This window comes from Candidatus Krumholzibacteriia bacterium, from assembly GCA_035649275.1.
Lineage (GTDB): Bacteria > Krumholzibacteriota > Krumholzibacteriia.
Genome location: DASRJW010000134.1, coordinates 111,833 through 134,015, shown reverse-complemented (window position 1 = coordinate 134,015; position 22,183 = coordinate 111,833). Strand labels below are relative to the sequence as shown.

General features: G+C 68.3%; 19 protein-coding genes. 4 read left to right on the top strand and 15 right to left on the bottom strand.

Annotation, left to right across the window (positions count from 1 at the left end):
* The 4 genes from VFE28_14910 to VFE28_14895 all read right to left on the bottom strand — a co-directional run.
* Positions 1–833: efflux RND transporter periplasmic adaptor subunit (locus VFE28_14910; protein ID HZM17290.1), on the bottom strand; the 833-nt coding region annotated here is incomplete at its 3' end.
* The gene (locus VFE28_14905; GenBank protein ID HZM17289.1) at positions 830–2,479 is read right to left on the bottom strand and encodes a TolC family protein; all 1,650 of its coding nucleotides are present in this window, start codon (positions 2,477–2,479) and stop codon (positions 830–832) included. The genes VFE28_14910 and VFE28_14905, both read right to left, overlap by 4 nt.
* A 195-nt stretch (positions 2,480–2,674) precedes the next feature.
* A complete protein-coding gene (locus VFE28_14900; protein HZM17288.1) occupies positions 2,675–4,117 on the bottom strand; it encodes a sigma-54 dependent transcriptional regulator in 1,443 nt (480 codons plus the stop codon).
* A complete protein-coding gene (locus VFE28_14895; protein ID HZM17287.1) occupies positions 4,114–6,441 on the bottom strand; it encodes an ATP-binding protein in 2,328 nt (775 codons plus the stop codon). The genes VFE28_14900 and VFE28_14895 overlap by 4 nt, the downstream gene beginning before the upstream one ends.
* A gap of 830 nt (positions 6,442–7,271) precedes the next feature.
* On the opposite strand from VFE28_14895, the gene VFE28_14890 reads away from it, so the two are divergent.
* Both VFE28_14890 and VFE28_14885 read left to right on the top strand, forming a co-directional pair.
* Positions 7,272–8,114 (top strand): SUMF1/EgtB/PvdO family nonheme iron enzyme, encoded by an 843-nt coding sequence (locus VFE28_14890; GenBank protein ID HZM17286.1) that lies wholly within the window; start codon positions 7,272–7,274, stop codon positions 8,112–8,114.
* A gap of 5 nt (positions 8,115–8,119) precedes the next feature.
* On the top strand, positions 8,120–9,622 hold the full coding sequence (locus VFE28_14885) for a PQQ-dependent sugar dehydrogenase (protein ID HZM17285.1): 1,503 nt from the start codon (positions 8,120–8,122) through the stop codon (positions 9,620–9,622).
* Positions 9,623–9,629: 7 nt separating this feature from the next.
* Here VFE28_14885 and VFE28_14880 read toward each other — a convergent pair whose 3' ends face one another.
* The 5 genes from VFE28_14880 to VFE28_14860 all read right to left on the bottom strand — a co-directional run bounded on the left by VFE28_14880 (position 9,630) and on the right by VFE28_14860 (position 15,388).
* Positions 9,630–11,099 carry an NCS1 family nucleobase:cation symporter-1 gene (locus tag VFE28_14880; protein ID HZM17284.1) on the bottom strand — a complete coding sequence of 490 codons (1,470 nt, stop codon included), beginning with the start codon at positions 11,097–11,099 and terminating at the stop codon, positions 9,630–9,632.
* A gap of 77 nt (positions 11,100–11,176) precedes the next feature.
* Positions 11,177–11,674 (bottom strand): tRNA (cytidine(34)-2'-O)-methyltransferase, encoded by a 498-nt coding sequence (locus VFE28_14875; protein ID HZM17283.1) that lies wholly within the window; start codon positions 11,672–11,674, stop codon positions 11,177–11,179.
* Positions 11,674–12,660 (bottom strand): electron transfer flavoprotein subunit alpha/FixB family protein, encoded by a 987-nt coding sequence (locus tag VFE28_14870; GenBank protein ID HZM17282.1) that lies wholly within the window; start codon positions 12,658–12,660, stop codon positions 11,674–11,676. Before VFE28_14870 ends, VFE28_14875 begins: the two co-directional genes overlap by 1 nt.
* A 33-nt stretch (positions 12,661–12,693) precedes the next feature.
* Entirely contained in the window at positions 12,694–13,491 is a 798-nt protein-coding gene (locus VFE28_14865) for an electron transfer flavoprotein subunit beta/FixA family protein (GenBank protein ID HZM17281.1), read from the bottom strand.
* Between the two features lie 22 nt (positions 13,492–13,513).
* Positions 13,514–15,388 carry a M20/M25/M40 family metallo-hydrolase gene (locus tag VFE28_14860; GenBank protein ID HZM17280.1) on the bottom strand — a complete coding sequence of 625 codons (1,875 nt, stop codon included), beginning with the start codon at positions 15,386–15,388 and terminating at the stop codon, positions 13,514–13,516.
* Positions 15,389–15,561: 173 nt separating this feature from the next.
* Here VFE28_14860 and VFE28_14855 point away from each other — a divergent pair, with 173 nt between their 5' ends.
* Together VFE28_14855 and VFE28_14850 are read left to right on the top strand one after the other, a co-directional pair.
* Complete coding sequence (locus tag VFE28_14855; GenBank protein HZM17279.1) at positions 15,562–16,506, top strand: histone deacetylase; 945 nt, start codon at positions 15,562–15,564, stop codon at positions 16,504–16,506.
* On the top strand, positions 16,503–17,321 hold the full coding sequence (locus tag VFE28_14850) for an inositol monophosphatase (protein HZM17278.1): 819 nt from the start codon (positions 16,503–16,505) through the stop codon (positions 17,319–17,321). The genes VFE28_14855 and VFE28_14850 overlap by 4 nt, the downstream gene beginning before the upstream one ends.
* A 664-nt stretch (positions 17,322–17,985) precedes the next feature.
* Here the strand turns inward: VFE28_14850 and VFE28_14845 are convergent.
* The 6 genes from VFE28_14845 to VFE28_14820 all read right to left on the bottom strand — a co-directional run bounded on the left by VFE28_14845 (position 17,986) and on the right by VFE28_14820 (position 22,016).
* Positions 17,986–18,618: a response regulator transcription factor gene (locus VFE28_14845; protein HZM17277.1), complete on the bottom strand. Its 633-nt coding sequence runs from the start codon at positions 18,616–18,618 to the stop codon at positions 17,986–17,988.
* Entirely contained in the window at positions 18,590–19,537 is a 948-nt protein-coding gene (locus VFE28_14840) for an ATP-binding protein (GenBank protein HZM17276.1), read from the bottom strand. Before VFE28_14840 ends, VFE28_14845 begins: the two co-directional genes overlap by 29 nt.
* Entirely contained in the window at positions 19,534–20,115 is a 582-nt protein-coding gene (locus VFE28_14835; GenBank protein HZM17275.1) for a SpoIIE family protein phosphatase, read from the bottom strand. The genes VFE28_14840 and VFE28_14835 overlap by 4 nt, the downstream gene beginning before the upstream one ends.
* 102 nt (positions 20,116–20,217) lie before the next feature.
* The gene (locus VFE28_14830) at positions 20,218–20,637 is read right to left on the bottom strand and encodes an anti-sigma regulatory factor (protein HZM17274.1); all 420 of its coding nucleotides are present in this window, start codon (positions 20,635–20,637) and stop codon (positions 20,218–20,220) included.
* Between the two features lie 53 nt (positions 20,638–20,690).
* Positions 20,691–21,077, bottom strand: a complete 387-nt coding sequence (locus VFE28_14825; GenBank protein ID HZM17273.1) for an STAS domain-containing protein — start codon at positions 21,075–21,077, stop codon at positions 20,691–20,693.
* A gap of 33 nt (positions 21,078–21,110) precedes the next feature.
* Positions 21,111–22,016 carry an STAS domain-containing protein gene (locus VFE28_14820; GenBank protein HZM17272.1) on the bottom strand — a complete coding sequence of 302 codons (906 nt, stop codon included), beginning with the start codon at positions 22,014–22,016 and terminating at the stop codon, positions 21,111–21,113.
* Positions 22,017–22,183 lie beyond the last annotated feature (167 nt).

The following is a 22,183-nucleotide window of genomic DNA, read 5'->3' as shown; positions in this document are numbered from 1 at the left end:
CGGAACTTGGCGCCCGGGTTGGCGACGCGGGCGATGATACGGACGCTCCGCATGCCCGGATCGAGGGCGGGGTCGACGACGTCGATGCGACCCTCGAGCACGTAGCCCGGATAGGCGGTGGTGCTGACGTGGACGGGGACTCCCCGTTGCAGCACCGGGACCAGGCGTTCCGGGGCCCAGAAAGTGACCTTGATCTCGTCGAGGCGCGAGAGATCGGTGATCGTCTGGCCGGCGCGGAGGAAAGCGCCGGGGCTCACGCGCCGCGATCCGACGAGGCCGGCGAAGGGGGCGACGATGCGCGTCTTCTCCAGCCGCGCCTGCGCCAGCGCCAGGTTAGCTTCCGCTACCTTGAGTGCCGCCGAAGCATCATCCAGATCCTGCGGCGCGCCGGCGCCCTGCCCCACCACTTCCTGGACGCGGTCGTGGGTGACGCGGGCCTGGTCGCGCAGCGCCTCGGTACGGGCCACCTCGGCTTTCAGCGTCGCGTCGTCGAGCTGCACCAAGAGATCGCCAGCGGCGACGGCGCCACCCTCCTGGAACGGCAGTTTCTCCACGATGGCGTCGATCTCGGCCACCACCTCGATGGCATCGATGGCCTCGATGCTGCCCACGGCCTCGAAGCGATCGGCGATCGGGCCTTGCACCACCGCGGCGGTCTCGACGGGCATCGGCGGGGGCGCGAAGTGGCCCTGCTGCTGCTTCGAACAGCCGATGACGAGAACGACGAGACCAGCCAGGAACCCACGCTGCACAGCACTCAAGGGCTGCAACCTTTCGAAGCTCGGCGTCGCGGGCGAATCTCGCCGCACGGCGACGATCGTGTTCCGCCTCACGGCGGCGGGAACGTTCCCGCCGTCAACAGGCGCAGCTCGGCGGCGGCCTTCGCCGCGCGCACGAGGGCTTCCGAGTAGCGCTGCTGCGCCGTCGCCACGTCGGCGGCGAGGCGCACGAGCTCGAAGGCCGTGGTACGGCCGCTCTCGTACTCCAGGATACCGATTCGGGTCTGCTCGATGGCGGCCTCCACGCCGGTCCGGGCCGCCTGCACCCGGCGCGGGGCGTTCGACAGCTCGCGATGCCGGTTGCGCACATCTTCCTCCAGGCCGCGGCGCACCGCGGTGAGCTGGTTCTCGGCGCGCTCCGCCTCGGCACGCAGCCGGTCGCGCTCGCCCCGACCCTCCCGGAGACCGAGGGGAACGCTGAGGCGCAATCCCAGTGTCCAGGTGGGGAAATCCCGCGAGAAGACCTGGCTCCAGGCCTCGCCGGCGTCGCCACGGACCGTAGCCGAGAGCGTGTCGACGGAGCCCGGGAAGACCACGGGATGTGGCGTCCCGGCGAGACCGTTGCCCCCGAGCGAGCCCACGAGCTGCAAATCGGGCAAGGCGTCCCAGCGCGCCCCTCGCTCCAGCGCCCGGACCGACTCGATGCGCCGCTCCACCACCTGCAGGTCGTGATTGTGGCTGAGGGCGAGCTGCACCACCGAATCCACCGGCGCCTCGGCGAAGGCGAGAGGTGGGCCTTGGGTAGGACGGAAGCGGCTCATCCCTGGTTCCGGGCGCCGGCCCATCAAGGTGGCGAGCCGGTCGGAAACCGCACCGAGCCGTTCCTCGCGATCGAGGACGGCCTGCTCCTCCTGGGCCAGGAACACCTGGGCGTTGGCCACGTCGTCGGGCCCTACGAGACCGCTCCGGGCCCGCACGCGGGTGTCCTCCAGGAGTCGCGCGCCGCGGTCGCGGATGAGACGCTCCACCGCCACGTCGCGCTCGGCGGCGTAGAGATCCCAGTAAAACTGCTCCACCGTGGAGCGCACGGCGAGCACGGTGCTCTCGTACTGTGATTGCGCCGCTTCTAGGTCCCGCTCCGCCGCCGAGAGCTCCGCCCGCGCCGAGGGGCCGAACCCTTTGAGGAGTGGCTGCGTGAGGGAAAGTCTTCCCTCCGCCACATATTTCGGGATCAGCGTCTCGAAGCCCGAGTTCGTGTCCAGCCGGCGGCTGTCCACTGCGGCTTCGATCTCCGTGCCGGTGGACCCGAAGCGCTTCCGCGCCCCGACCGAGGTAGCACGTTCGTTGGTCTCGAGGACCTGCGCGCCGGCCAAGGGAGACGACGCGGGTATCTCCTGATCGTCCACGTCGTAGCGGGCGAAGACCTCGGGATCGAAGGGGCCCTTCTCGCGGCGCACCACGCCCTGGGCGGCGCGGAGAACTGCCTCGGCCTCGACGATGGCCGTGTCCTGCTCGAGGGCGGCCTGCACCGCCTCTTCGAGGGCGAGAGCGGTGCCGGGGATCTTGGCGATCTCCGCGGCGAGGGCGCTGTCCGGGTTGGCACCGAGGGGCAAGCGCAACGGTGCAGGCGAGGGTGCTGGCGCGGGCGCCTGCGCCACACCCGGCCTTGCCAGCGCGGCAGCCAGCGCCACGGCGACGGCCGCGGCCGCGACGAATCCCTGGAGCCCGCGCGACGAGCGCGCGCTGCGAGCCGAGCCCATGCATTCCCTCCGGAAGCCGTGCAGTCGGGGACGCAAGCGTAGTCAATGGGCCGGGGGCGAATCAACCCGGCCCGGGGTGAGCCTTGAGTGAGTCTCCGGGGAGGTTTCCGGTGCAGATCCGGTGCGTCTCCAAGGAGACAAAACGGAGACAGGTGGAGGTGATGCGGAGCGCCTTCGGCGTACAGCGTTGCTGGCTCAGTCGGCGGCGTCGGGGCGCAGGCCGAACTCGCGCATCTTGCGATAGAGGTTCGGCCGCTGCATGCCCAGCTTCTCGGCGGCGCGGCTGATGTTGCCGGTGGATTCCCCGAGGGCCCGCTTCACCAGGTCGCGTTCGAGCTTCTCCTTCGCTTCCCGGAGCGACAGGCCCTGGGTGTATTGCTCGAACCACTCCTCCGTCGCCGCCTGGGCGGCGAAGGCCGGCAGGTGCAGGTGTTCCGGGCGCAGCTCGCCGCCTTCGCAGAAGAGCAGCGCCTGGGTCATGACGTTCTCCAGCTCGCGGACGTTGCGCGGCCAGGCGTACTCCTGCAACCGCCGCAGCGCTGCTTCCGAGATCTTCGGGCAGTCGCGCTCGGCGTCGCGGCAGAACTTGTCGAGGAAATGGTCCACCAGGAGCGGGATGTCCTCGCGCCGCTCCCGGAGCGGCGGCAGGGTGAGGGTGATCACCTCGAGCCGGGCGTAGAGGTCCTCGCGGAAGCGACCTTCCTCCACCAGCGACAGCAGGTCGTGGTTGGTGGCGGCGACGATGCGCACGTTGGTGTTGCGCGGCGTGTTCTCGCCGATGCGCTTGTACTCCTTCTGTTCGATGGCGCGCAGCAACTTCGGCTGCGTCTCCAGGGGCAGATCACCGATCTCGTCCAGGAAGAGCGTGCTGCCGTGGGCTTCCTCGAACAGGCCCTTGCGATCCTCCGTGGCGCCGGTGAACGAGCCCTTGCGGTGGCCGAAGAGCTCGCTCTCGATGAGCTGGTGCGAGAGCGCGGTGCAGTTCACCGTGAACAGCGGTCGCTCGCGCCGCGGGCTGTTGTAGTGGATGGCCCGGGCCACGAGTTCCTTGCCCGTGCCGCTCTCGCCGCGCACGAGAACGGTGTGGATCCGCGGCGCCACCAGCACGATGCGGTTGAAGAGGTCGCGCATCTTCGAGCTGTTCCCCACCATGCGGGAGGGCCCGTAGCGATGCTGCAGCTGGCTGCGGAGCAGCAGGTTCTCGTTGGCGAGACGGCGGTTCTCGCGCCGCAGGTTGCGCCCCTCGAGAGCGCGCTCCAGCCGCACCCGCAGCTCCTCCAGCGACGCTCCCTTGATGATGTACTCGGCGGCACCGGCGCGCATGGCCTCGACGGCGTTCTCCACCGAAGCGAAGCCGGTGATGGCGAGCACCGCCGCGTCCGGGTCGGCGGCACGGGCATCCTGGATCACCGCGAGGCCGTGCTCTTGCTTGCTCGGGGCGCCTGCGGCCGGCGGCAGCTCCATGTCCACGATCACCAGATCGAAGGCCTGCTCCGCCAGACGTTCCCGCGCCTCGGCGACGGTGGTGGCCTCGTGCACCTCGTGGCCGAGACGCTCCAGCGTCATCAGCATGGCCTCGCGATGGGTGCGGTTGTCGTCCACCACGAGCGTGCGCACCCTGGTTTCGGTTTCGATCACGCCGTTTCCTCCACTGGCTCCCCCGCCGGCAGGCTGACGGTGAAGCGCGTGCCGCCTTGGGGGCCGCAGCTGAACGAGAGCCGCCCGCCGTGGCTCTCGACGATCTTCTTGGCGATGGGTAGACCGAGGCCGGTGCCGCTGTCGGGCTTGGTGGTGAAGAAGAGCGAGAACACCTGCTCCTGGTTCTCCGGCGCGATGCCGGGTCCATTGTCCTCGATGTGCACCCGATAGACGCCGGACTGGTTGCCGTTGCCGCAGTGTGCCCGCTCCACCTGGATCGCCACGCGCCCGCCTTCCGGGGCGGCGTCGATGGCGTTGTTGATCAGGTTCTGGAACGCCTCGCGCAGCTGGCGCCGGTCCGCCCGGAGCGGCGGCAGCGGGCGCTCGCACTCCAGGACGACGCGGATGTGCTTCTGCCCCAGGCGCTGGTGCGCGAAGGTGAGGGCCTCGTCCAGGAGCTCTTTCAGATCGGTGGGCGACCGCTCCAGCTTCGGGTCGGCGCCGAACTGGCGCAGCTCGTCCATCTTCCGGTGCAGGAAGTCGATCTCCCGCAGCATCTTCGGGATGATCTCCGTCATCACGCCGCCGCGCAGGTCATGGCGCATGTTCTCCACATAGAGCCGCAAGCCTCCGAGAGAGTTGCGGATCTCGTGGCCCAGCTTGGCGGCGATCTCGCCCACCGCGGCCAGGCGCGCCCGCCGCGCTTCCTCCTGGGCCCGCACTACCTGCTCGGTGACGTCGTCGAAGGTGAGAACGTAGCAGGGCAGGTCCGATTGACGCGTCGAGCGCAGGAGCTCGGGATCCAACAGAGCGACCTCGAGGTCGAAGACGCGCTCGTTGTCCTCGGCCCGCGACGGCACCACGACCCGGGTGCTGTGGGAAAGCGTCCCGGCATCGCGCCGCGACTCGTGGCTCCCGTGCATGACCTGTCCGAGCAGCTCCAGCATCGCCGGGCTGACGGCGAAGAGTTCACGCACGTGCCGCCCGTGCAGGGACTCGCCCGGGAGACCGAGGAGATCGGCGGCGCGCGGGTTGTGACGCAGCACCATGCCGTGGCGGTCGGCGACGATGAGGCCACCGGCAATGTTCATGAGCACGAGCTCGTCGAAGCGGCGCAAGAGGCGCATCTCCTCCATGTGGCGCTTGGCGCGCCAGCGGAAACCGTAGACCGGGAAGACCGCGGTCCCCCAGGTGAAGGCGGTCACCGGCAGCATGAAAGGCAACCAGACGTTGGCGCCGATGAAGAGCGCTTTTTCCACCAGGAAGTAGGCCACCACGATGCCGAAGCCGAGGACGACGCCTCGCCAGGAGGGCAGGCGCACCATGCCGAGGGAGCCGGCGAAGAGGATGCCCCAGGTGAGGAAGAAGCGTGTCCAGCGCCCGACGCGGACAATGGTGTCGCCGCTCAGGATGGTCTGCAGCGCTTCGGCGGTGACTTCGATATCCGCCAAGCGGCCGCCGAGCGGAACGTTGTGACTGGTGGCGACGCTGCGCGCCGTGGTGCCGAGGATGACGACGCGGGTCCCCACGGCGCCGTCGGCGTCCACCGCCGAGCGCACCGAGAGCCGCGCTTCCGGCGGGCGCTCGCGGTAGTTCACCAAGACGCGAGCCTCCTCGTCGACCGGAATGCGGCGGACGACGCGGCCGTCGTCGCGCCGGAGCTCCACTGCGCGTCCCGGCACCAACGTGGCATCCTCGGCGCGGACGCCGTCGTGGGCGGCAACGAGCTGCAGGAGAAAAGTCGGATAGAGGCGGCCGTCACGGGGGAGGACGAGAGGCAGCCGGCGGACGACGCCATCGTTGTCGCCTTCGCAATCCACCAGACCGACGTGGAGCTCGTGGCCGACGCCGGGACTCGCGAGCGGCCGCATCTCGAAGCCCGCTAGGCCGTAGCCCGTGAGCTCCTCCTGATCATCGGAATGCAGGCCGACGACGAGAGAGGAAGGATGGGGTGGGGTGTCCGGCCGAATCGCGGCCTGGATGACCTCCTGGAAGTAGGGAGTTGCCACCGGGTGCCAGCGGGGCAGCTCGATCCCGAGGACACCGCGGGCCGGGGCGCGCTCCTGCACCAGCTTCGACAAGGCGACGCTCAAGCTCTCGGCCTGGGCGCCGTTCCGCTGCGCCTCGCGCAGCGACTCGTCATCCAGGACCAAGGTCTCCACCATGAAACGGGGCTTCGGCTCATCGAAGAACGCTCGCACCCACATGCGGACATCGAGGGTCTTGAGCTCGAAGACCTCCAGGGGACCCCAGGGCAAGAGGGTGATGCCGGCAAGCAACCCTGAAACGGCACAACAGAACGCGTACTGCAAACGATGGATCACACCGGCTCCCATGGGACCCGCGAGCGCGCGCACGTCGACGGCTGGTGCACCGCTTGGGACAACGCAATGGCCGTACCAAGAAGGGACCCGGATCTCGCTTGTTTAGGCCGGCCAAGCACAGCCAAAACAGCCGCTTGCGCGCTTCGGCTCGGCTCGGGGAGGCGCGGGCGCCCCGACCGTATCCGAATAATACGCTGGCTCGGAGTCTCCCGATACAGGCCCCAGCCGGCAGACGCGAGAGCGCTTGGCGGCGCCAGCACCCATCGTCGGGGGCGAAGTGGCGTCGATTCAATCCACTCGCCGCATCTCTTGTGGATCTGCTGCAGGGATTGGTGCCCTCGCCAGCGAGAAGGCACGATGCATGCGAGGCCTACGATTCAGGATGGCGTGCAGGCAGAGGAGCCGCGCGCTACTGAACGAAAACTCGAAGGCGGTGGCGGCGGCTCCTCTTTTCTTCGGATCGACCGCACGCCAGCCGTGGTCTCCGCCGTTGCGCGCCCCTCTTCCCGGAGTGGCTGCAAGCCACGGATTCATGCCTGTGGGGGGAGTGGCGAGCGAGCCCACCTGCGGTCCTGGGGCGCCAACGGCTTTCCTCGCCGCGCGAGCTGGGTAACCGGCTCGCGTTTTTTGTCCCCTCTGGTTCACTTCGCCCCCTCCCATCCCGCGGGCCCATGCTTCCCACGCCGTGCGGCCAGCGACTAAGATTCGCCCGCGGGAACGCCGGGGCGGGAACTGTTTCACCGCGAGACTTAGGCGGCAGAGTTCCAGCGCGAGACAGTCCGTCAGGACTGTTTCATCCCGAGACTGGTCCCCGAGCCAGGGAGAAGCGTTTGCGTCGACACCTGGAGCTGCGCTGGCAAACGCAGTCTCTCCTGTTGCTTGCCTGCATCGCTTCGCTCTCGGGTTGCGCCGCAGCACCGAAGTCCCCGACGGAGCAGTCGTTGCAAGAAAACATGGTGTTCGTCCCGGCGGGAGAGTTTCTCATGGGACAGGACGCCGGCGCTTCCGACGCCGACGAGAGCCCGCAGCACAAGGTCTGGCTCGGAGACTTCTGGCTCGATCGCACCGAGGTGACGAACGCGCAGTTCAAGGCCTTCTGCGACGCCACGAGCCGGGTCTATCCCAATAGCCCTTACTGGGAAGAGGGCTACTTCCTCGCCAAGCCCGATTACCCGGTGGTGAACATCACCTACGAACAGGCGCGGGCCTATTGCGCTTGGGCGAGCAAGCGTCTGCCCACTGAGGCCGAATGGGAGAAGGCGGCGCGGGGCACGGATGGGCGCATCTATCCGTGGGGCAACGTCTGGGAGCCCGATCGCTGCAACTTCTGGGGCGACGATGCCGGGCCCGACACCTTCCGGCGCCCCGCGCCCGTGGGCAGCTTCCCCAAGGGAGCGAGCCCCTACGGGGCCCTGGACATGGTGGGCAACGTGTGGGAATGGTGCTACGACTGGTTCGACGACAAGTATTACACTCGTTCACCGGCACGCGATCCGCGCGGCCCCGACAAGCCCACACCGTGGCGCGCCGCCCGCGGCGGTTGCTTCTCGAGCCCGCGGCAGCCGGTGGGTGATGCGATGGTGGCGAACCGGAGCAAGAACACGCCGAATCAGCCCATCGACCGCTTGGGCTGCCGCTGCGCCTGGTCGAAGGGCACGAAGAAAGGGCGCTGAGTGCGATGCGCCCGTCGCGATTCGCTCCCCTCGGCGCGGTCACGGCGCTGCTGTTGCCGCCGGAGGCCGCGGCGCAAAGCGTGAGCGACCCGACCCTCGTGGTGTCGACCTACGCCTGCTGTCCCGCCTGGCCGACGAACTTCGCCTTCCTCCCTCTCCCCGGCCCCGTCGATCTGCTGGTGCTGGAGAAGTACAGCGGCCTGGTGCAGCACTTCCGCGACGGCGTCTTCCAGGGCACGGCGTTGGATCTGGCGGTGTCGAACTTCGGTGAGCGCGGCCTCCTCGGCGTCGCCGTCGATCCGCAGTTCGCGAGCAACGGCTTCGTCTATCTCTACTACTCGGCGAGCCCGACGGCGGTGGACGTCTTCACCTCTGATGCGGTGCTCGAGAACCGTGTCGAGCGCTATGTCTGGAATGGCGGCGCGCTCGTGTCGCCCCAGCTCCTCCTGCGCCTCCCGGGCCGGCCGGGATACATCCACCAAGGCGGCGCGCTGCGCTTCGGCCCGGACGGCATGCTCTACGGCACCATCGGCGACGTCGGCCGCTCCTTCAGCGGCAATCTGCAGAACGTCGAGACCGGCACGCCCCCCGACACGACCTCCATCGTCTTCCGTATCCAGCCGGATGGCGCGCCACCGGCGAGCAATCCCTTCTACGGCCTGGGCGGGGCGATGCAGTACGCCTATGGCTACGGCATCCGCAACAGCTTCGGCTTCGATTTCGAGCCCCAGACCGGCGTGCTCTGGGCGAGCGACAATGGCCCGAGCGACTACGACGAGATCGACCGCTTCTTGCCTGGGTCGAACGGCGGTTGGAGCGATCTCTGGGGGCCGCTGTCACGCAACCCCAGCGGCGCGGACCACCTCTGGGTGGCGCCCGGGTCCTTCTACAGCGATCCCGTGTTCTCTTGGTTCACCCCCACCGTGGCGCCGACGGCGGTGCTGTTCCTGCAGAGCGACAGCCTCGGGGTGCAGTATCGCGACGACCTCTTCGTCGGCACCCACAACAACCCGGGCAAGATCTACCGCTACGACCTCGTCCAGGACCGCAGTTCCATCGTGCTCCCGGCGCCCGAGGTCAGCGACCGCGTCGCCGACTCCACCACAGAGGCCGATCTCTTTCTCTTCGCCACCGGCCTCGATGGCGTCGTGGACCTGGAGACAGGGCCCGATGGCGCTCTCTACGGCGCCTCGTTCTACGGCGGCCGCATCTTCCGCATCGGCCGAGCCACGCTGTCGGCACTCGGCGGGAGGGAGGCGGCGCGCTCCGGCCTTTCTGCTTTCCCCAATCCCTTCCGCCGCACCACGCTGTTCCGCGTCGCGCCCGGCGCCCCGCGCACCGTCCGTATCTACGACGCGAGCGGGAGGCTGGTGCGGCTGCTCCACGGTGCCGGCGAGCTCGCCTGGGATGGACTCGACCGGCAGGGCCAGTCGGTGGGCGCAGGCATCTACGTGGCGCGACTGGTGCAGCCGGAAGGGCCTGCCACCAAGATCGTGCGGCTCCCGTGAGGTTGCTTCAGTCGGCGCTCCCGGCGCGGCCGCGCATCAACAGGCCATAGAGGGCGAAGCCGAGAGCGAAGGTGACGAACCAGGCGTAGGTGTAGACCCGGTCGAAGAAGTTCGGCGACGCCACGACGCCGCCGGAAGTGAAGGCAGCGTGCAGGAAGCCCGGGATCACCGGGAGCACGGCGAGCACGAGGGCGAGCAGCGCCCGCCGGTTCACGCCGCTGCCGCCGTAGCTGTAACGCCCCTCGGGCAAGTAAAGATCGCGGAGCACGAGCCGCCGCCGGCGCAGCACCCAGTAATCGCAGATCAAGATCCCCGCCAGCGCTCCCATGAGGCTCGAGTAGCCGATGAGCCAGGTGAAGATGTAGTCCCCGGCGCTGTGCATGATCCTCCAGGGCATCATGACGATGCCGAGGACGGCGGTGACCAGGCTGCCGGCGAGGAAGGAGATCCGTCGCGGGTCGAGGTTGGAGAAACCGGCCGCCGGGGCCACGACGTTTGCCGCCATGTTGGTGGTGATCTGGGCGACGAAGATGACGAGCGCCGCGAAGACGACGATGAGGGGAGAACCGAAGCGGGACACCAGCGCCACCGGATCCCAGACGGGTTCGCCGTAGACGACGACGGTGGCGCTCGTGACCAGGGCGCCGATGCAGGAGAAGGCGAACATGGTGGTGGGCAGACCGAGCGCCTGTCCCCACATCTGTTCGCGCTGGCTGCGGGCGAAGCGGCTGAAATCGGGAATGTTGAGCGACAACGTCGCCCAATAGCCCACGTTGGCGGTCAAACCAGGCCAGAAGATGTGGCTGAACGCATGCTCCCGGTGACCCCGGAGCTTCTCGGCCCCGCTCGAGATGCCGCTCCAACCCCCTGCCGCGCGCAGGGCCCAGAGCAACAGCAGCGCCCCGCCGAGGAGCAAGAGCGGCGCGCCCCAGGCCTCGAGCCATTTGATCCCCTGCATGCCGCGCAGGATGATGATGACCTGAATTCCCCAGAAGACGAAGAAGGCGATCCAGGCGTGGCCCGGGACATTCTGCCAGCCAGGCCAGATCGCCTGCCCGAGCAGATCGAGAGCGCTGCCGCCGACCCAGGTCTGGATGCCGAACCAGCCGCAGGCCACCATGCCGCGGAGCAGCGCCGGCACGTGAGCACCGCGGGTGCCGAAGCTGGCGCGGCAAAGCACCGGGAAGGGCACGCCGTACTTGGTGCCCGCGTGCGCGTTCAGCACCATCGGCACGAGCACGATGACGTTGCCCAGGAGGATGGTACACAAGGCCTGCCACCAGGTCATGCCCTGCTCGATGAGGCCGGCGGCGAGGAGATAGGTCGAGATCACCACGCTCATGCCGATCCAGAGCGCGGCGATGTGATAGGTGGACCAGGTTCTCTGTGCCAGCGTCGTGGGGGCGAGGTCGGCGTTCCACAACGGGCTCGCCGAGACATCTTCCTGCAGCTCGACGAAATCGTGCGCGGCGGTCACGTGTCCCTCCCAGGCGGCGCAGCGTCCGCAATGGGTCGGGAGTCTAGGCGAGGCTGAAGGCGCGGGAAAGCAATACGCTACGCCGACAAGCATCCCAGCTGGCGCAGACCTTCATAGACGACGATGCCGGCCGCCATGGCCAGGTTGAGGCTGCGGGCTTCGTTCCACATGGGGATGGCGAAGCAACGCTCCGCATGCTGCGCCAGGAGCGCTGGGTCGAGGCCCGTCGTCTCCTTGCCGAAGACCACCAAGTCGCCGCGCCGGAAGCCGATGCGGGTGTATGGAGTGGCCGCATGGGTGGAGAGCAGGTGGAAGGAACAACCCGGCAGCGCCTCGAGGAGAGCGGCGAAGGAGGCGTGGTAGTAGATCTCGGCCTCCGGCCAGTAGTCGAGCCCGGCGCGGCGGAGGGCCTTGTCGTCGATGCGGAAGCCGAAGGGTTCCACCAGGTGCAGCGGACAACGGGTCGCCAGGGCGAGCCGGCCAATGCTGCCGGTGTTGCCCGGGATCTCGGGCTCGACGAGCACGATGCGGAGCGGCGGGTCCGCCGACACCGGCACGCCAGGATGGGAGCGCATCACTCCTTGCCGAGCAGCTTCTTGAATTCCTGGGTGAGCAGCGGCACAATTTCGAACAGATCGCCGACGACGCCGTAGTCGGCGTTCTGGAAGATGGGGGCGTTGGGATCCTTGTTCACCGCCACGATCACCTTCGAGGTGCGCATGCCCACCAGGTGCTGGATGGCGCCGCTGATACCGCAGGCCACATAGAGCGACGGGTTGACCACTTTGCCCGTCTGCCCCACCTGGCGGCTGTGCGGCTGATACCCCGCATCGACGGCGGCGCGCGAGGCACCCACGGCGCCGCCCAGCACCGAGGCCAGCGCCTCGATGATCTTGAAGTTCTCCTCCGACTTGAGCGAGCGGCCGCCGGAGACGACGACTTCGGCCTCGGCGAGCTCGACCCGGCCGGCAGCGGCAGCGACGCGCTCCACCACCTCGGTGCGCGGGGCGCGCTCCGGGCTCCAGTCCAGCTTCTCCACCGTGCCCGGGGCGCCGTCGGCGGTGGCAGCGGGATAGGTGTGCGGTCGCACGGTGAGCACTTGCACCGGCCTAGCCTGGAGGACGAACTCGGCGTTCACCTTGCCGGTGAAGATGGGGTGCACGGCGCGCAGCAAACCGTCCGGGCCCACGTCGAGGTGCACCACGTCGGTGACCAGCGCGGCGTCGAGAGACGCCGCCAGCACCGGGGCCAGATCCTTGGCCAGCGTGGTGTCGGCGAAGAGGACGATCTCGTAGCCGCGCTCGCGTACCAGGCGCACCAGCGCCTCGGCCCAGGTGTCGACGGCGTAGCGGGCGTAGGCGGCGTGGTCCACGCTGTGCACGGTGACGCCTTGCGCGGCGAACTCCGCCGCCGCCTTGTCCAGGCCGGAGCCGACGAGCGCTCCTTCCGGCGCACCGCCGCTCTTCGCCGCCAGGGCGCGTCCCGCCGCCAGCACCTCCAGCGTGGTCTTGCGGAGCGCCCCGTCCTTGCTCTCACCGACGATGAGGATCTTTTTCGCCATGGCGCTCTCCGCGGAATGGGGTGACGCTGCGCCTCAGACGACCTTGGCCTCGTTGCGCAGGAGCTGGACCAGGGTGCGTGCCTGCTGCTGCGCGTCGCCCTCGATGAACTTGCAGGCGCCGCGCTCCGGGAGGGGGAGCAGCCGCTGCACCCGTACGGCGGCGCCGGCCTTGCCGATCTGCTCCGCGCTCAAGCCGAGGGCCGCCGCCGTCTTCTCTTCGATGGGTTTTTTCTTCGCCTTCATGATGCCTGTGAGGCTGGCGTAACGCGGCTCGGCGACGCCCTTCTCGCAGGTGAAGAGCGCCGGCAAACTGCAGGCGACGACTTCCTCGCCGCCGTCGACGCGCCGCCGCACCCGGGCACTCTTGCCGTCGCCGCCCAGCTCGAAGGCATGGATGAGTCCAACCCAGGGCAGGTCGAGGAGCACCGCCGCCGCGGCGGGGACGCTGGAGGCATTGTCATCGATGGCCATCTTGCCGGCGAGGACGAGGTCGAAGGCTTCGGGACGCAACGCCGCCGCCAGCACGCGCGCGGTGGCCAAGGCGTCGCCGCCGTCGCAGGCGTCGTCCTTCACGTGCAGCGCCCGATCGGCGCCCATGGCGAGGGCCGTGCGCAACGCCTCCGCCACCCGCGCCGGCCCTACGGAGAGCACGGTGACGCTGGAATCGCCGCCGACGCGCTCCTTGAGCTGCAGGCCCAGCTCCACCGCGATCTCATCGTACGGATTCATGACGTACTTGATGCCGTCGCGGACGATGTCCGTGCCCTCCGGAGCGATGCGGATCTTGGTCTCCGTGTCCGGGACCTGCTTGATGAGGACACCGATCTTCACGCTTCTCCTTCCCTCCGCCGGCTCATGGGACCGCCGTGGCGCTGCTGAACCAGGCGAGCGCGGAGCAATAGGCGACCGAGAGATCGGACAGCTCGCGCTCGGAGATCGATTCGTGCTGCGTGTGGCCGTGCTTGTCCACCGAAGGTCGCTCGGGGCCGAAGGGGATGGCCGGCGGCATCAGGTTGCCGGCGCTGCGGGAGATTCCTGCGGCCTCGGCGCCGATGTCGCCGCTCCCCAACTCGTAGGCATCCACCAGCCAGTCGCGCACGGTCGGCGGCGGTGCCTGCTGCACCGGTTCGCGTCCTTCCCCTTCCCAGCTCAAGACGAGCTGCGTCTTGGTGTCGCGGTTGAACTTCGTCACCAGGTCGGCGAAGCGCGTCTTGATCCAGCCGCGATCGTGCCCGGCCGGGAAGCGCACGTCGACCAGGACGGCCACCTCCTCGCCGATGCGATCGAACTGCACCGGGTTCACCCGCGTCGAGCCCATCTTCGGATCCTCGTAGTAGAGACCCGCCGCCTTGCCCGTGGGGTCGGAGCGCAGGCCGGTGTCGAGGAAGCGGATGATGTCCCAGGCCGAGTTGGTGAGCATGGGGGCCTTGGCCAGCGCCGAGGCCATGTCCATGATGGCGTTGCGGCCCGTTTCGCTCTCCACGTGCGAGGGGAGCGTGTAGCTGAAGAAGTGCAGGGTGTCGTCCTGCACGTAGGTGCCGTAGCGCGACACCGGGATCGTCGTCTGGTGCGGCTCCATGATCCCGCGCCACTTGGTGACCATGTCCAGCGACGGATTGGTGGAATTGACCGGATCTTTGTACAGGACCCAGACCCGGGTCTCCGCCGGCACCGTGTTCATCGAGTAGTACGACGACATCTTGTAGATGTAGAACTCACCGGGCTTGAGCCCCGCGGTGGACTTCATCCCCCGCGTCGACGCGACCCGCGCCACCAGGTCGCCCATCTGCCCCTCGGAGTAGGGGAAGGTGCCGTCCGCCGCCAGCACCAGGGCCGGCGGCGTCTTCAGCATCGCCAGGCTGCTGGCGATGCCGGAGGTCGGCGTGCTCATCTGCGTACCCACGAGCAGCACCAGCGGCCGGGCGAGGACGAGACCCGCGTCTCGCAGGACCTTCAGGGCGAACAGGTTGACGACCATCGGCCCCTTGTCGCCGTAGACGCCGCAACCCACCCAGCGGCCGTCCTTGAGCTGCATGCTGAAGGGCGGCGTGTCCTGGTCCCACTTGTATTCCACCGGTCGCATGACCTCGACATGGGTGAACATCACGACCGGTGGCCCGCCGCCCTGCCCCTTGGCCGGCTCCAGGCGGATTTCCAGGGTCTCGGTGCCATGCTTCACCACGCTCAGGTCGAGACCCTGCGCCAGATCCGCCAAGTACGCCAGGGCGGACTGGAACTCCGGGTTGTCCGGGTTCTCGGAGACCACGTTGTGGAAGGTTCGGAACTTGACGAGCTCCTTCAGCTCCCGCACCAGATCGTCGCCATAGCGCACCGACATGTAGTCGCCGAGGAAAAGACCGAGGGCGCGGCGCTGGGTGTCGTTCGCCGACTCCAGGCGTCCGTTCCACTTGGACAGGGCGGCGTGCACCTCGGGGAACTCCTGCTTGGCGTTCGTCGCCGCGAGCGCCGCGTCGAGATAGACGCGGAAGGCCTTGCCCTTGTCGGCCGGGAACGCCAGACGGTCGGCCGGGCGCACGTACTTGGCCAGGGCGGTGCGGAGATTCTCGCGGGAAGTCTCGAGTCGCTCGCGCAGATCCAGGTAATCGGTGGCGGCCGAGGCCCCGACCGCCCCGAAGCCGAGGAGGAACACCGCCAGGGCGAGGGGCGCCGCGGCGCCTCCCGACACCGAGCCAGGTGGAACGAAGCGAAGCGAGCGTGCGCGCAGCATGCGTGAACCCTTCTCGTGGCGTGCGTCGAGCCTGATCGCGCCTTGGGTGTCTCGGGGGCCCGCCGAACTCCGGGCTCGGAGCGGCTGGAGTGCAGCGATCGAGCCAGGATAGGAGGAGCGCGCCGGAGGCGTCAAGCGCTGCGCCACGCTGCCTGCCATGCTAAGGTGGAAGCATGTTGCGCATCGTCCACTCGCCCGGCTACGAATGCGACATCGGCCCGCACGTCTTCCCCACCCAGAAGTTCCGGCTGGTGGTCGAGCGCTTGCTCGCCGAGGGCAGCATTGCTCCCGGCAGCATCCTGGCGCCGGAACCCATCGGGCGCGAAGACCTGGAGCTCGCCCACACCACGGCTTACCTGGACGACTTCCTGAATCTGCGCCCGACAGCGCGGGTGCTGCGCTCCGAGCTGCCGATCACCGCGGCGATCCGCGATGCCTACCTGCTGGCGACCGGGGGCACGCTGCTCGCGGCGCGCTGCGCCCTGGCGGACGGCGCCTGCATGCACATCGGCGGTGGCTACCATCACGCCATGCCCGGCCATGCCGAGGGTTTCTGTTACGTGAACGACGTCGCGGTGGCGTTGCGCGTGCTGCAGCGGGAGGGACGGATCCAGCGCGCCGCGGTCATCGACACCGACCTGCACCAAGGCAACGGCACGGCGCGCATCTTCATGGAGGATGCCTCGGTGTTCACCTTCTCCATGCATCAGGAGAACAACTATCCGATCAAGGAAAAGAGCGATTGGGACATCGGGCTGCCCGACGGCACCGAAGACGGCGCCTATCTGGAGCTGTTGGCGCGGGCGGTGCCGCTGCTCCTCGAGCGGCAGCGCCCCGATCTGGTCATGATGGTGGCCGGCGCCGACGCCTACCGGGAGGATCAGCTCGGCGGCCTCGGACTCACCCTGGAAGGCCTGCAGCTGCGCGACGCCCTCGTGGTGATGGAATGCGCCGCGCGCCGGATCCCGCTGGTGGGCCTCACGGCCGGCGGCTATGCCCGGAATCTCCAGGACACGGTGACGATCCACGCCCACACGACGCGGGAGGTGCTGCGGTGGCCCGAACATCGCAACTCCGCCGCGGCGACACCGGCGTCGGGAGGCGGGAGTCTGGAGTGAACGGCGAGCCTAGGAGCTGGCTGCCACAGGTCGAAGCCGAGGTGCGGCGCATCGGCGCGCTGCAGCTCCAGGGGGCCCGCGACCTCGACGCCTCCCAGGTGCGGGTGAAGCAGGTCGCCGGCGACGAGGACTCGTTGGTCACTGACCTCGACCTCGAGTCCGAACGGCAGTTCCACGCCTTCGTTCGCCGCGAGTTCCCCGCGCACAGCTTCCTCGGCGAGGAAAGCGGCCACGACCAGCGCGACCCCGAGCACTACTGGATCGTCGACCCCATCGACGGCACCACCAATTTCGCCCATGGCATCCCCTACTGGGGGCCGAGCGTGGCCTACTGGCGGCAGGGCCAGCCACTGTTGGCCGTCATCCACTTCCCCGCCCTGGACAGCACCTTCACCGCGATGCGCGGCGCCGGGGCCCGCTGCAATGGCCAACCCATCCACACCAGCACGGTGACGGCGTACACCTCGCTCACCACCGTGGGCCTGCACAGCCGCACCCACTACACCCACCACCTGCGCCTGCGCGCCAAGGTGCGCGTGCTCGGCAGCATCATCGGCAACATGTGCCTGACGGCCCAGGGCACCTTCGTCGCCACCCACGGCCGCGGCCGTCTCTGGGACCTGGCGGCGGGGACCCTGATCCTCGAGGAAGCAGGAGCTCTGGTGGAAACGCTGCCGGACTACCGCACGGTGGCGCCGGCTTCCTACGGCACTCGAGGGGGCCCCGCGCCGCTGTTCCACCTGCAGGCCCGGGCCAACGAGCAGCTGCCTAGGCTCTCGGAGTTCCTCGAGGACGCCACGACGGCGCTTCTGTAAGCAGCGCCCCTTGACAGCAAACAGCGCCCCTTGACAGTGCTCTACGACCGCGCTCTCCACAGCAGGGATTCTCCAGGCCACTTCTCGGGGATTTGCCCGATCGAACGCGCCGGGACGGGCGGGTACGTTTGTGGTGCTCACCCGTCCTGGACTTGAGGGGCACGTCACGAGGCTCGACGGATTGGCGGGGGGCACCGTCAGCGAGCCGGATTCGACGGGGAACCCACCAGGATGAATACCCTCAGCACCCGTGGGCCGGTCCTCACCGGCCCACGGCCTCACCCACACTTACTCGGTGACGCCCGGCTGGGAAGCGAGGCGCGACGATGGTCGAGAAGTAGCCGCAGGACACGAGTGGTAGGCGTCACCCCAAGGCGCTCAAGAACTGCCCGCATCGGGTCGCAGCCATCGTGCCAGAACTTCCGGACCCGCCCGGGTCACGGGTTTCAGCCCTTGGGGATTTCTCCATCTTCCACTTCGGGGGAGACCCGATCGAACCGCCGCGAGGGCTTCGCTAGGCTGCTCGGCGGCAGAGGGGAAACCGCGCTCCCTTGCGCGAGTTGCTCGGACGTGGAGTTGCCATCGCGCTACGCTGCGCAACTGTCGGAGGGAGGGCTCTTCCCCATGCTTCGCCACCAGGTTCACGGGCAAGCGGTGACGAGCCTCAGGCCTGCACGAGTCCGTGCCGGATCGCATAGCGCACCAGGTTCGCTGTCTCGTGGATGTCCAGCTTCGCCATGATGCGCGTGCGATGGGATTCCGCCGTCTTGATGCTGACGCCGAGGATGACCGCGACTTCCTTGGTGGTCTTGCCTTCGGCCACGAGCTGCAGGACCTCCCGCTCCCGCGGGCTGAGCGGGCTGGGGCGGAAGCCGCCCTTGGTGCGATAGGCCTCCACGACCATGCGTGACACCATCGGACTCAGGTAGATGGCGCCGCGGGTCACTTCCTCGATCGCTTGCGCCAGGTCTTCCGCGGCCTGGGTCTTGAGGACATAGCCGCAGACGCCGACGCGCAGAGCCTCGAGGACGTAGGGCCCCTCGGTGTGCATGGTGAGCAGGATCACTTTCAGGTCCTGGGAAGCGCGCAGAATCTCGCGGGCTGCGTCCACGCCGTTCAGCACCGGCATCGCCAGGTCGAGAACCGCGACGTCGGGACGCGAGGTGGAGGCGAGCTGGACGGCTTCACGCCCGTCGACGGCCTCGGCCACCACCTCGTGCCCCGCCCGCTCCAGCAGACCCCGTAAGCCCTGACGGACGATTTGGTGATCATCGGCAAGTAGCACTCGGTACGACATCGTCCACCTCCAGCGGAATCTGGATCACCAGCTCCGTGCCCGACCCCGGGGACGAATGGAGCTGTAGTCGCCCTCCGACCGCGTGGATGCGCTCGCGCATGCTGACCAAACCGAGACCCCGGTTCGCGCCCTGGACCGCTCCCGTGTCGAACCCGGCCCCGTCGTCGCGCACCGAGCAAGTCACTGCACTCGCCTCTCGGGCGATGGAGATCTGCACTCGCTGCGGCTGGGCGTGACGGGTCGCGTTGGTCACCGCCTCCTGCACTACCCGATAGAGTGCGGTCTCCACCGGGATGGGCAAGCGATTCTCCAGCGGCCCTTCCACCTCGATGGGAATCCCGGTGCGTTGCGATACCCCTTCGACGAGGAACTCGAGCGCCGGGACCAAGCCGAGGCCGTCCAGGATCGACGGGTGCAATTCGTGCGACAGCCGGCGCAGATGCTGTTCCACTCCGTCGAGCAAAGAGCGCACCTCGCGCAGGCGCGGGCGCAGGCGCGGCTCCTCCTGCATCACCGCGTCGAGGGCCAGGTACACGGTCACCAGCAGTTGGGCGGCATCGTCGTGCAACCCCTGGGCGATGCGCCGCGCCTCCTCCTCGAGCATCTGGTTCAGACCGCGGAGCGCCACCACGGCCTCTTGGAACTGGCGGTGGGCCATTTCGAAGGGAGAGAGCGCTTCGGCGAGGAAGGTCTGGGCCGAAGCCAGATCGGGCGGCATGGGAATGCCCTGGGGCCTCCCCAACCATTGCCGCAAGGCGTCGTGGTGCAAGGAGACGAGATCGAGGAGATCGTGACCCTCGGTGACAGCCCGGCGTCCCAGGGCCCAGGCCCGATGCAGCGTCACTTCCTCGGCGCCCTCGAGATGCTCCGCCAGGGCGTCGGCGTACTCTTGCGCCAGAGTCGGGACGGCTGTTTTCACGCGCGTGCCTCCACGATGCGAGCGATCAGGATCAAGGCATCGTCGTTGTTCCGGCCGTGACGAGCGAGAATGCCTTCGGCCAGCACCTGCAACGGGGAGTCGGGATTCAACGCCCGGTCGAAATCGCCGGCGATGCCGTCGGTGGTGAGGATGAGCAGATCACGAGGCTGGACCGGGAAAGTCGAAACATGCAGGGAGGGCAGGCGGGCGCCGACGACGCCGCGGCGCTGCATCAGCCGCGTCGGCACGGCGCCATTCCCGGCTTGCGGCCGGAGCGCCACGCCTTCCACATTGCCGACCCCGGTCCAGGTGACCGTGCCTTCCCGGGCATCGTATTGCGCCAGGCTCATCACCACACCTCGCGTGCCCCGCAGCGCTTCGTGGCACCGATTCACCAGGGCGAGAACCGGCTCGTGGGCGTAGCCCCGCAGGACCTGGACGGCCACCTCCGCTGCCGCCGCCGCCTCGCACCCGTGGCCGAGACCGTCCACGGCGGCGAGGAGCATGCCGTGCGGGAACTCCTGGACCAGATGGTGATCGCCCGACTTCGTCTGCCCAGGGAGTGCATACTGCGCCACCCACCACTCCAGGTGCGGAGTCTTCGGTTCTTCCAGCTTCTCCACCCTCCCCTGAGTGGGCGCGCGTTCAACCCCTCCCGCTCTCCTTGTCCCGCGGGCGGCTCACTTCCATTTCTTCACTTTCACGACCGTCCCCTTGCCGGGCTTGGAGACGATCTCGAACTCGTCCACCAGCCGCCGCACGCCGGGCAGACCGAGGCCGAGGCTTTTCGAGGTTGAATAGCCCACGCGCAGGGCTCGCTCGATGTCGGGGATGCCGGGGCCGTGGTCCCGCGCCTCCACCTGGATGCCCCGGCGACCGTTGGACTCGACCACCCCCAGGGTGAGCGCGCCAGGTCGGGCGTAGAGAAGGATGTTCCTGGCCAGCTCGGAAATCACCGTGGCGACCACTGTCTGGTCGCTGCTGGTGAGGCCGACCTGTTGGGCCAGCGCCCGGCCTTGCTGCCGGGCCGAAAGGATGTCGCGGTCCGATTGGATGTTCACCGAGGCCGCCTTCTTCACCTGAGCTCTGGGCTGCTCCACAAGCCGCTCCGACGCGCCAGGTTTCGAGCCCGCGTCCGATTCCAAAATCGGCATCATCGCGGCCGGGGAACGCTGTGAGCCCCGTGCTTCTTGGTCCTGCGGTCCAGGAAGGTCAGACCTTCCTCGAGGTCCAGGGCGGTGGTAACCCCCTGGAGCGTGAGGCCGAGTTGCACCATGGCGAAGGCCACCTCCGGCTGGATGCCGACGATGACCGTTTCCGCCCCGCGCAGGCGGATCATGTGGGCGATGTCGCTGAGTGTCCGGGAGGCGAACGAATCCATGACGTCCATGGCCGTGACGTCCACGATGACGCCCAGGGAGCGGAAGCGACCCACCTTCTCGACCAGCGTGTCGCGCAGCTGCAAGAGGTCGGCATCGGTGAGCGCCGACTGCACGCTGCCGATCAGGTAGGGCCCCTGCTTGAGAATGGGTACTTCCAAGGCCGCCTCGACTTGCTTCGCGGAGTTCCGTGCCTAGTTCGCCAACTCCGCCTTCTCGGCCTTCTCCACCGGCAGCACCTTGTAGCCCAGGAGACGTTCGGCCTCCTCGATCCCTCCCTGCAGGTCGCCCACGGTGTTCATCTTCGTCAGGTCGACGCCGATGTTCACCAGGGTCTGGGCGATCTCGGGGGACAATCCGGTCACGATCACCGTGGCGCCCAGGAGGCGCGACGCTTCCACGGTGAGGACCAAGTGGTTGGCAACGTTGGAGTCCATGGCGGCGACACCGGTGATATCGATGACCACGACGCGGGCGCGATTGGTGCGGATACCGCGCAGCAGCTGTTCGGTGAGCTGCCGCGCCCGCTGTGGATCGATAACCCCGATGATCGGCAGGATCAGGAGACGTTCGCGCACCTGCAACACCGGCGTGGAGAGCTCTCGGATGGCCTCCTGCTGCTCGCGGATGGTGCGCTCGCGTTCCTGCACGAAGCCCACCGCCACGGTGATGGCGATCCGGTTGGCGGCGGGCTCGTAGGCGTCGAGAATGCGGTTCAGCTTCTCGAAATCGGCGTGGTAGCGGCCGAAGAGGGAGCGGGCCAAGACGTCGCGCAGCAGCAGCACGATGCCCACGACTTCGTCGGTCTGTACGCCCCGGGGGATGATGCGCTCGGAGAGATTGCGCGAGTAGGCTTGCAGGGCCTCGAAGGTCCCGGTTTCCAGGGCCTCCACGTAGTTGTCGTACACAGAGGTGGCTTCGGCGAACACTTCTTCCTTGCTCATCGCTGTGAGGAGCTTGGCTTCGGTGATGCGCCGCGCCCATTCCTCGCGGAGCTGAGTGCGATTCTGCCGTAGGTGAGCCACCAGCTCCCGCAGGAGCACGGCCGTGCTCTCGCTCGCGACCTCAAGGACGCTGCCGTGGTTACGCAGCTTCTGCATCGTCAATTCTCCCCCTCCTCGGATCAATTCGGTTCCGAGACCGCACCCAGCGAGGATCGAGGGGTACGTCCCCGTCCCTCGCCATGGAAAACTCTACTATGAGAATCGAGGAATCTCTACTATGAGAATCCAGGAAACCGCTCCCAGACCATCGGGGAATCCCTGGA

Bases quoted from the DNA above. Each gene is read 5' to 3' on its own strand.
- VFE28_14870 (HZM17282.1), bottom strand. From the start codon at position 12,660: ATGGCGAAAAAGATCCTCATCGTCGGTGAGAGCAAGGACGGGGCGCTC.
- VFE28_14905 (HZM17289.1), bottom strand. From the start codon at position 2,479: ATGGGCTCGGCTCGCAGCGCGCGCTCGTCGCGCGGGCTCCAGGGATTC.
- VFE28_14855 (HZM17279.1), top strand. From the start codon at position 15,562: ATGTTGCGCATCGTCCACTCGCCCGGCTACGAATGCGACATCGGCCCG.
- VFE28_14820 (HZM17272.1), bottom strand. From the start codon at position 22,016: ATGCAGAAGCTGCGTAACCACGGCAGCGTCCTTGAGGTCGCGAGCGAG.
- VFE28_14860 (HZM17280.1), bottom strand. From the start codon at position 15,388: ATGCTGCGCGCACGCTCGCTTCGCTTCGTTCCACCTGGCTCGGTGTCG.
- VFE28_14885 (HZM17285.1), top strand. From the start codon at position 8,120: ATGCGCCCGTCGCGATTCGCTCCCCTCGGCGCGGTCACGGCGCTGCTG.
- VFE28_14875 (HZM17283.1), bottom strand. From the start codon at position 11,674: ATGCGCTCCCATCCTGGCGTGCCGGTGTCGGCGGACCCGCCGCTCCGC.
- VFE28_14845 (HZM17277.1), bottom strand. From the start codon at position 18,618: ATGTCGTACCGAGTGCTACTTGCCGATGATCACCAAATCGTCCGTCAG.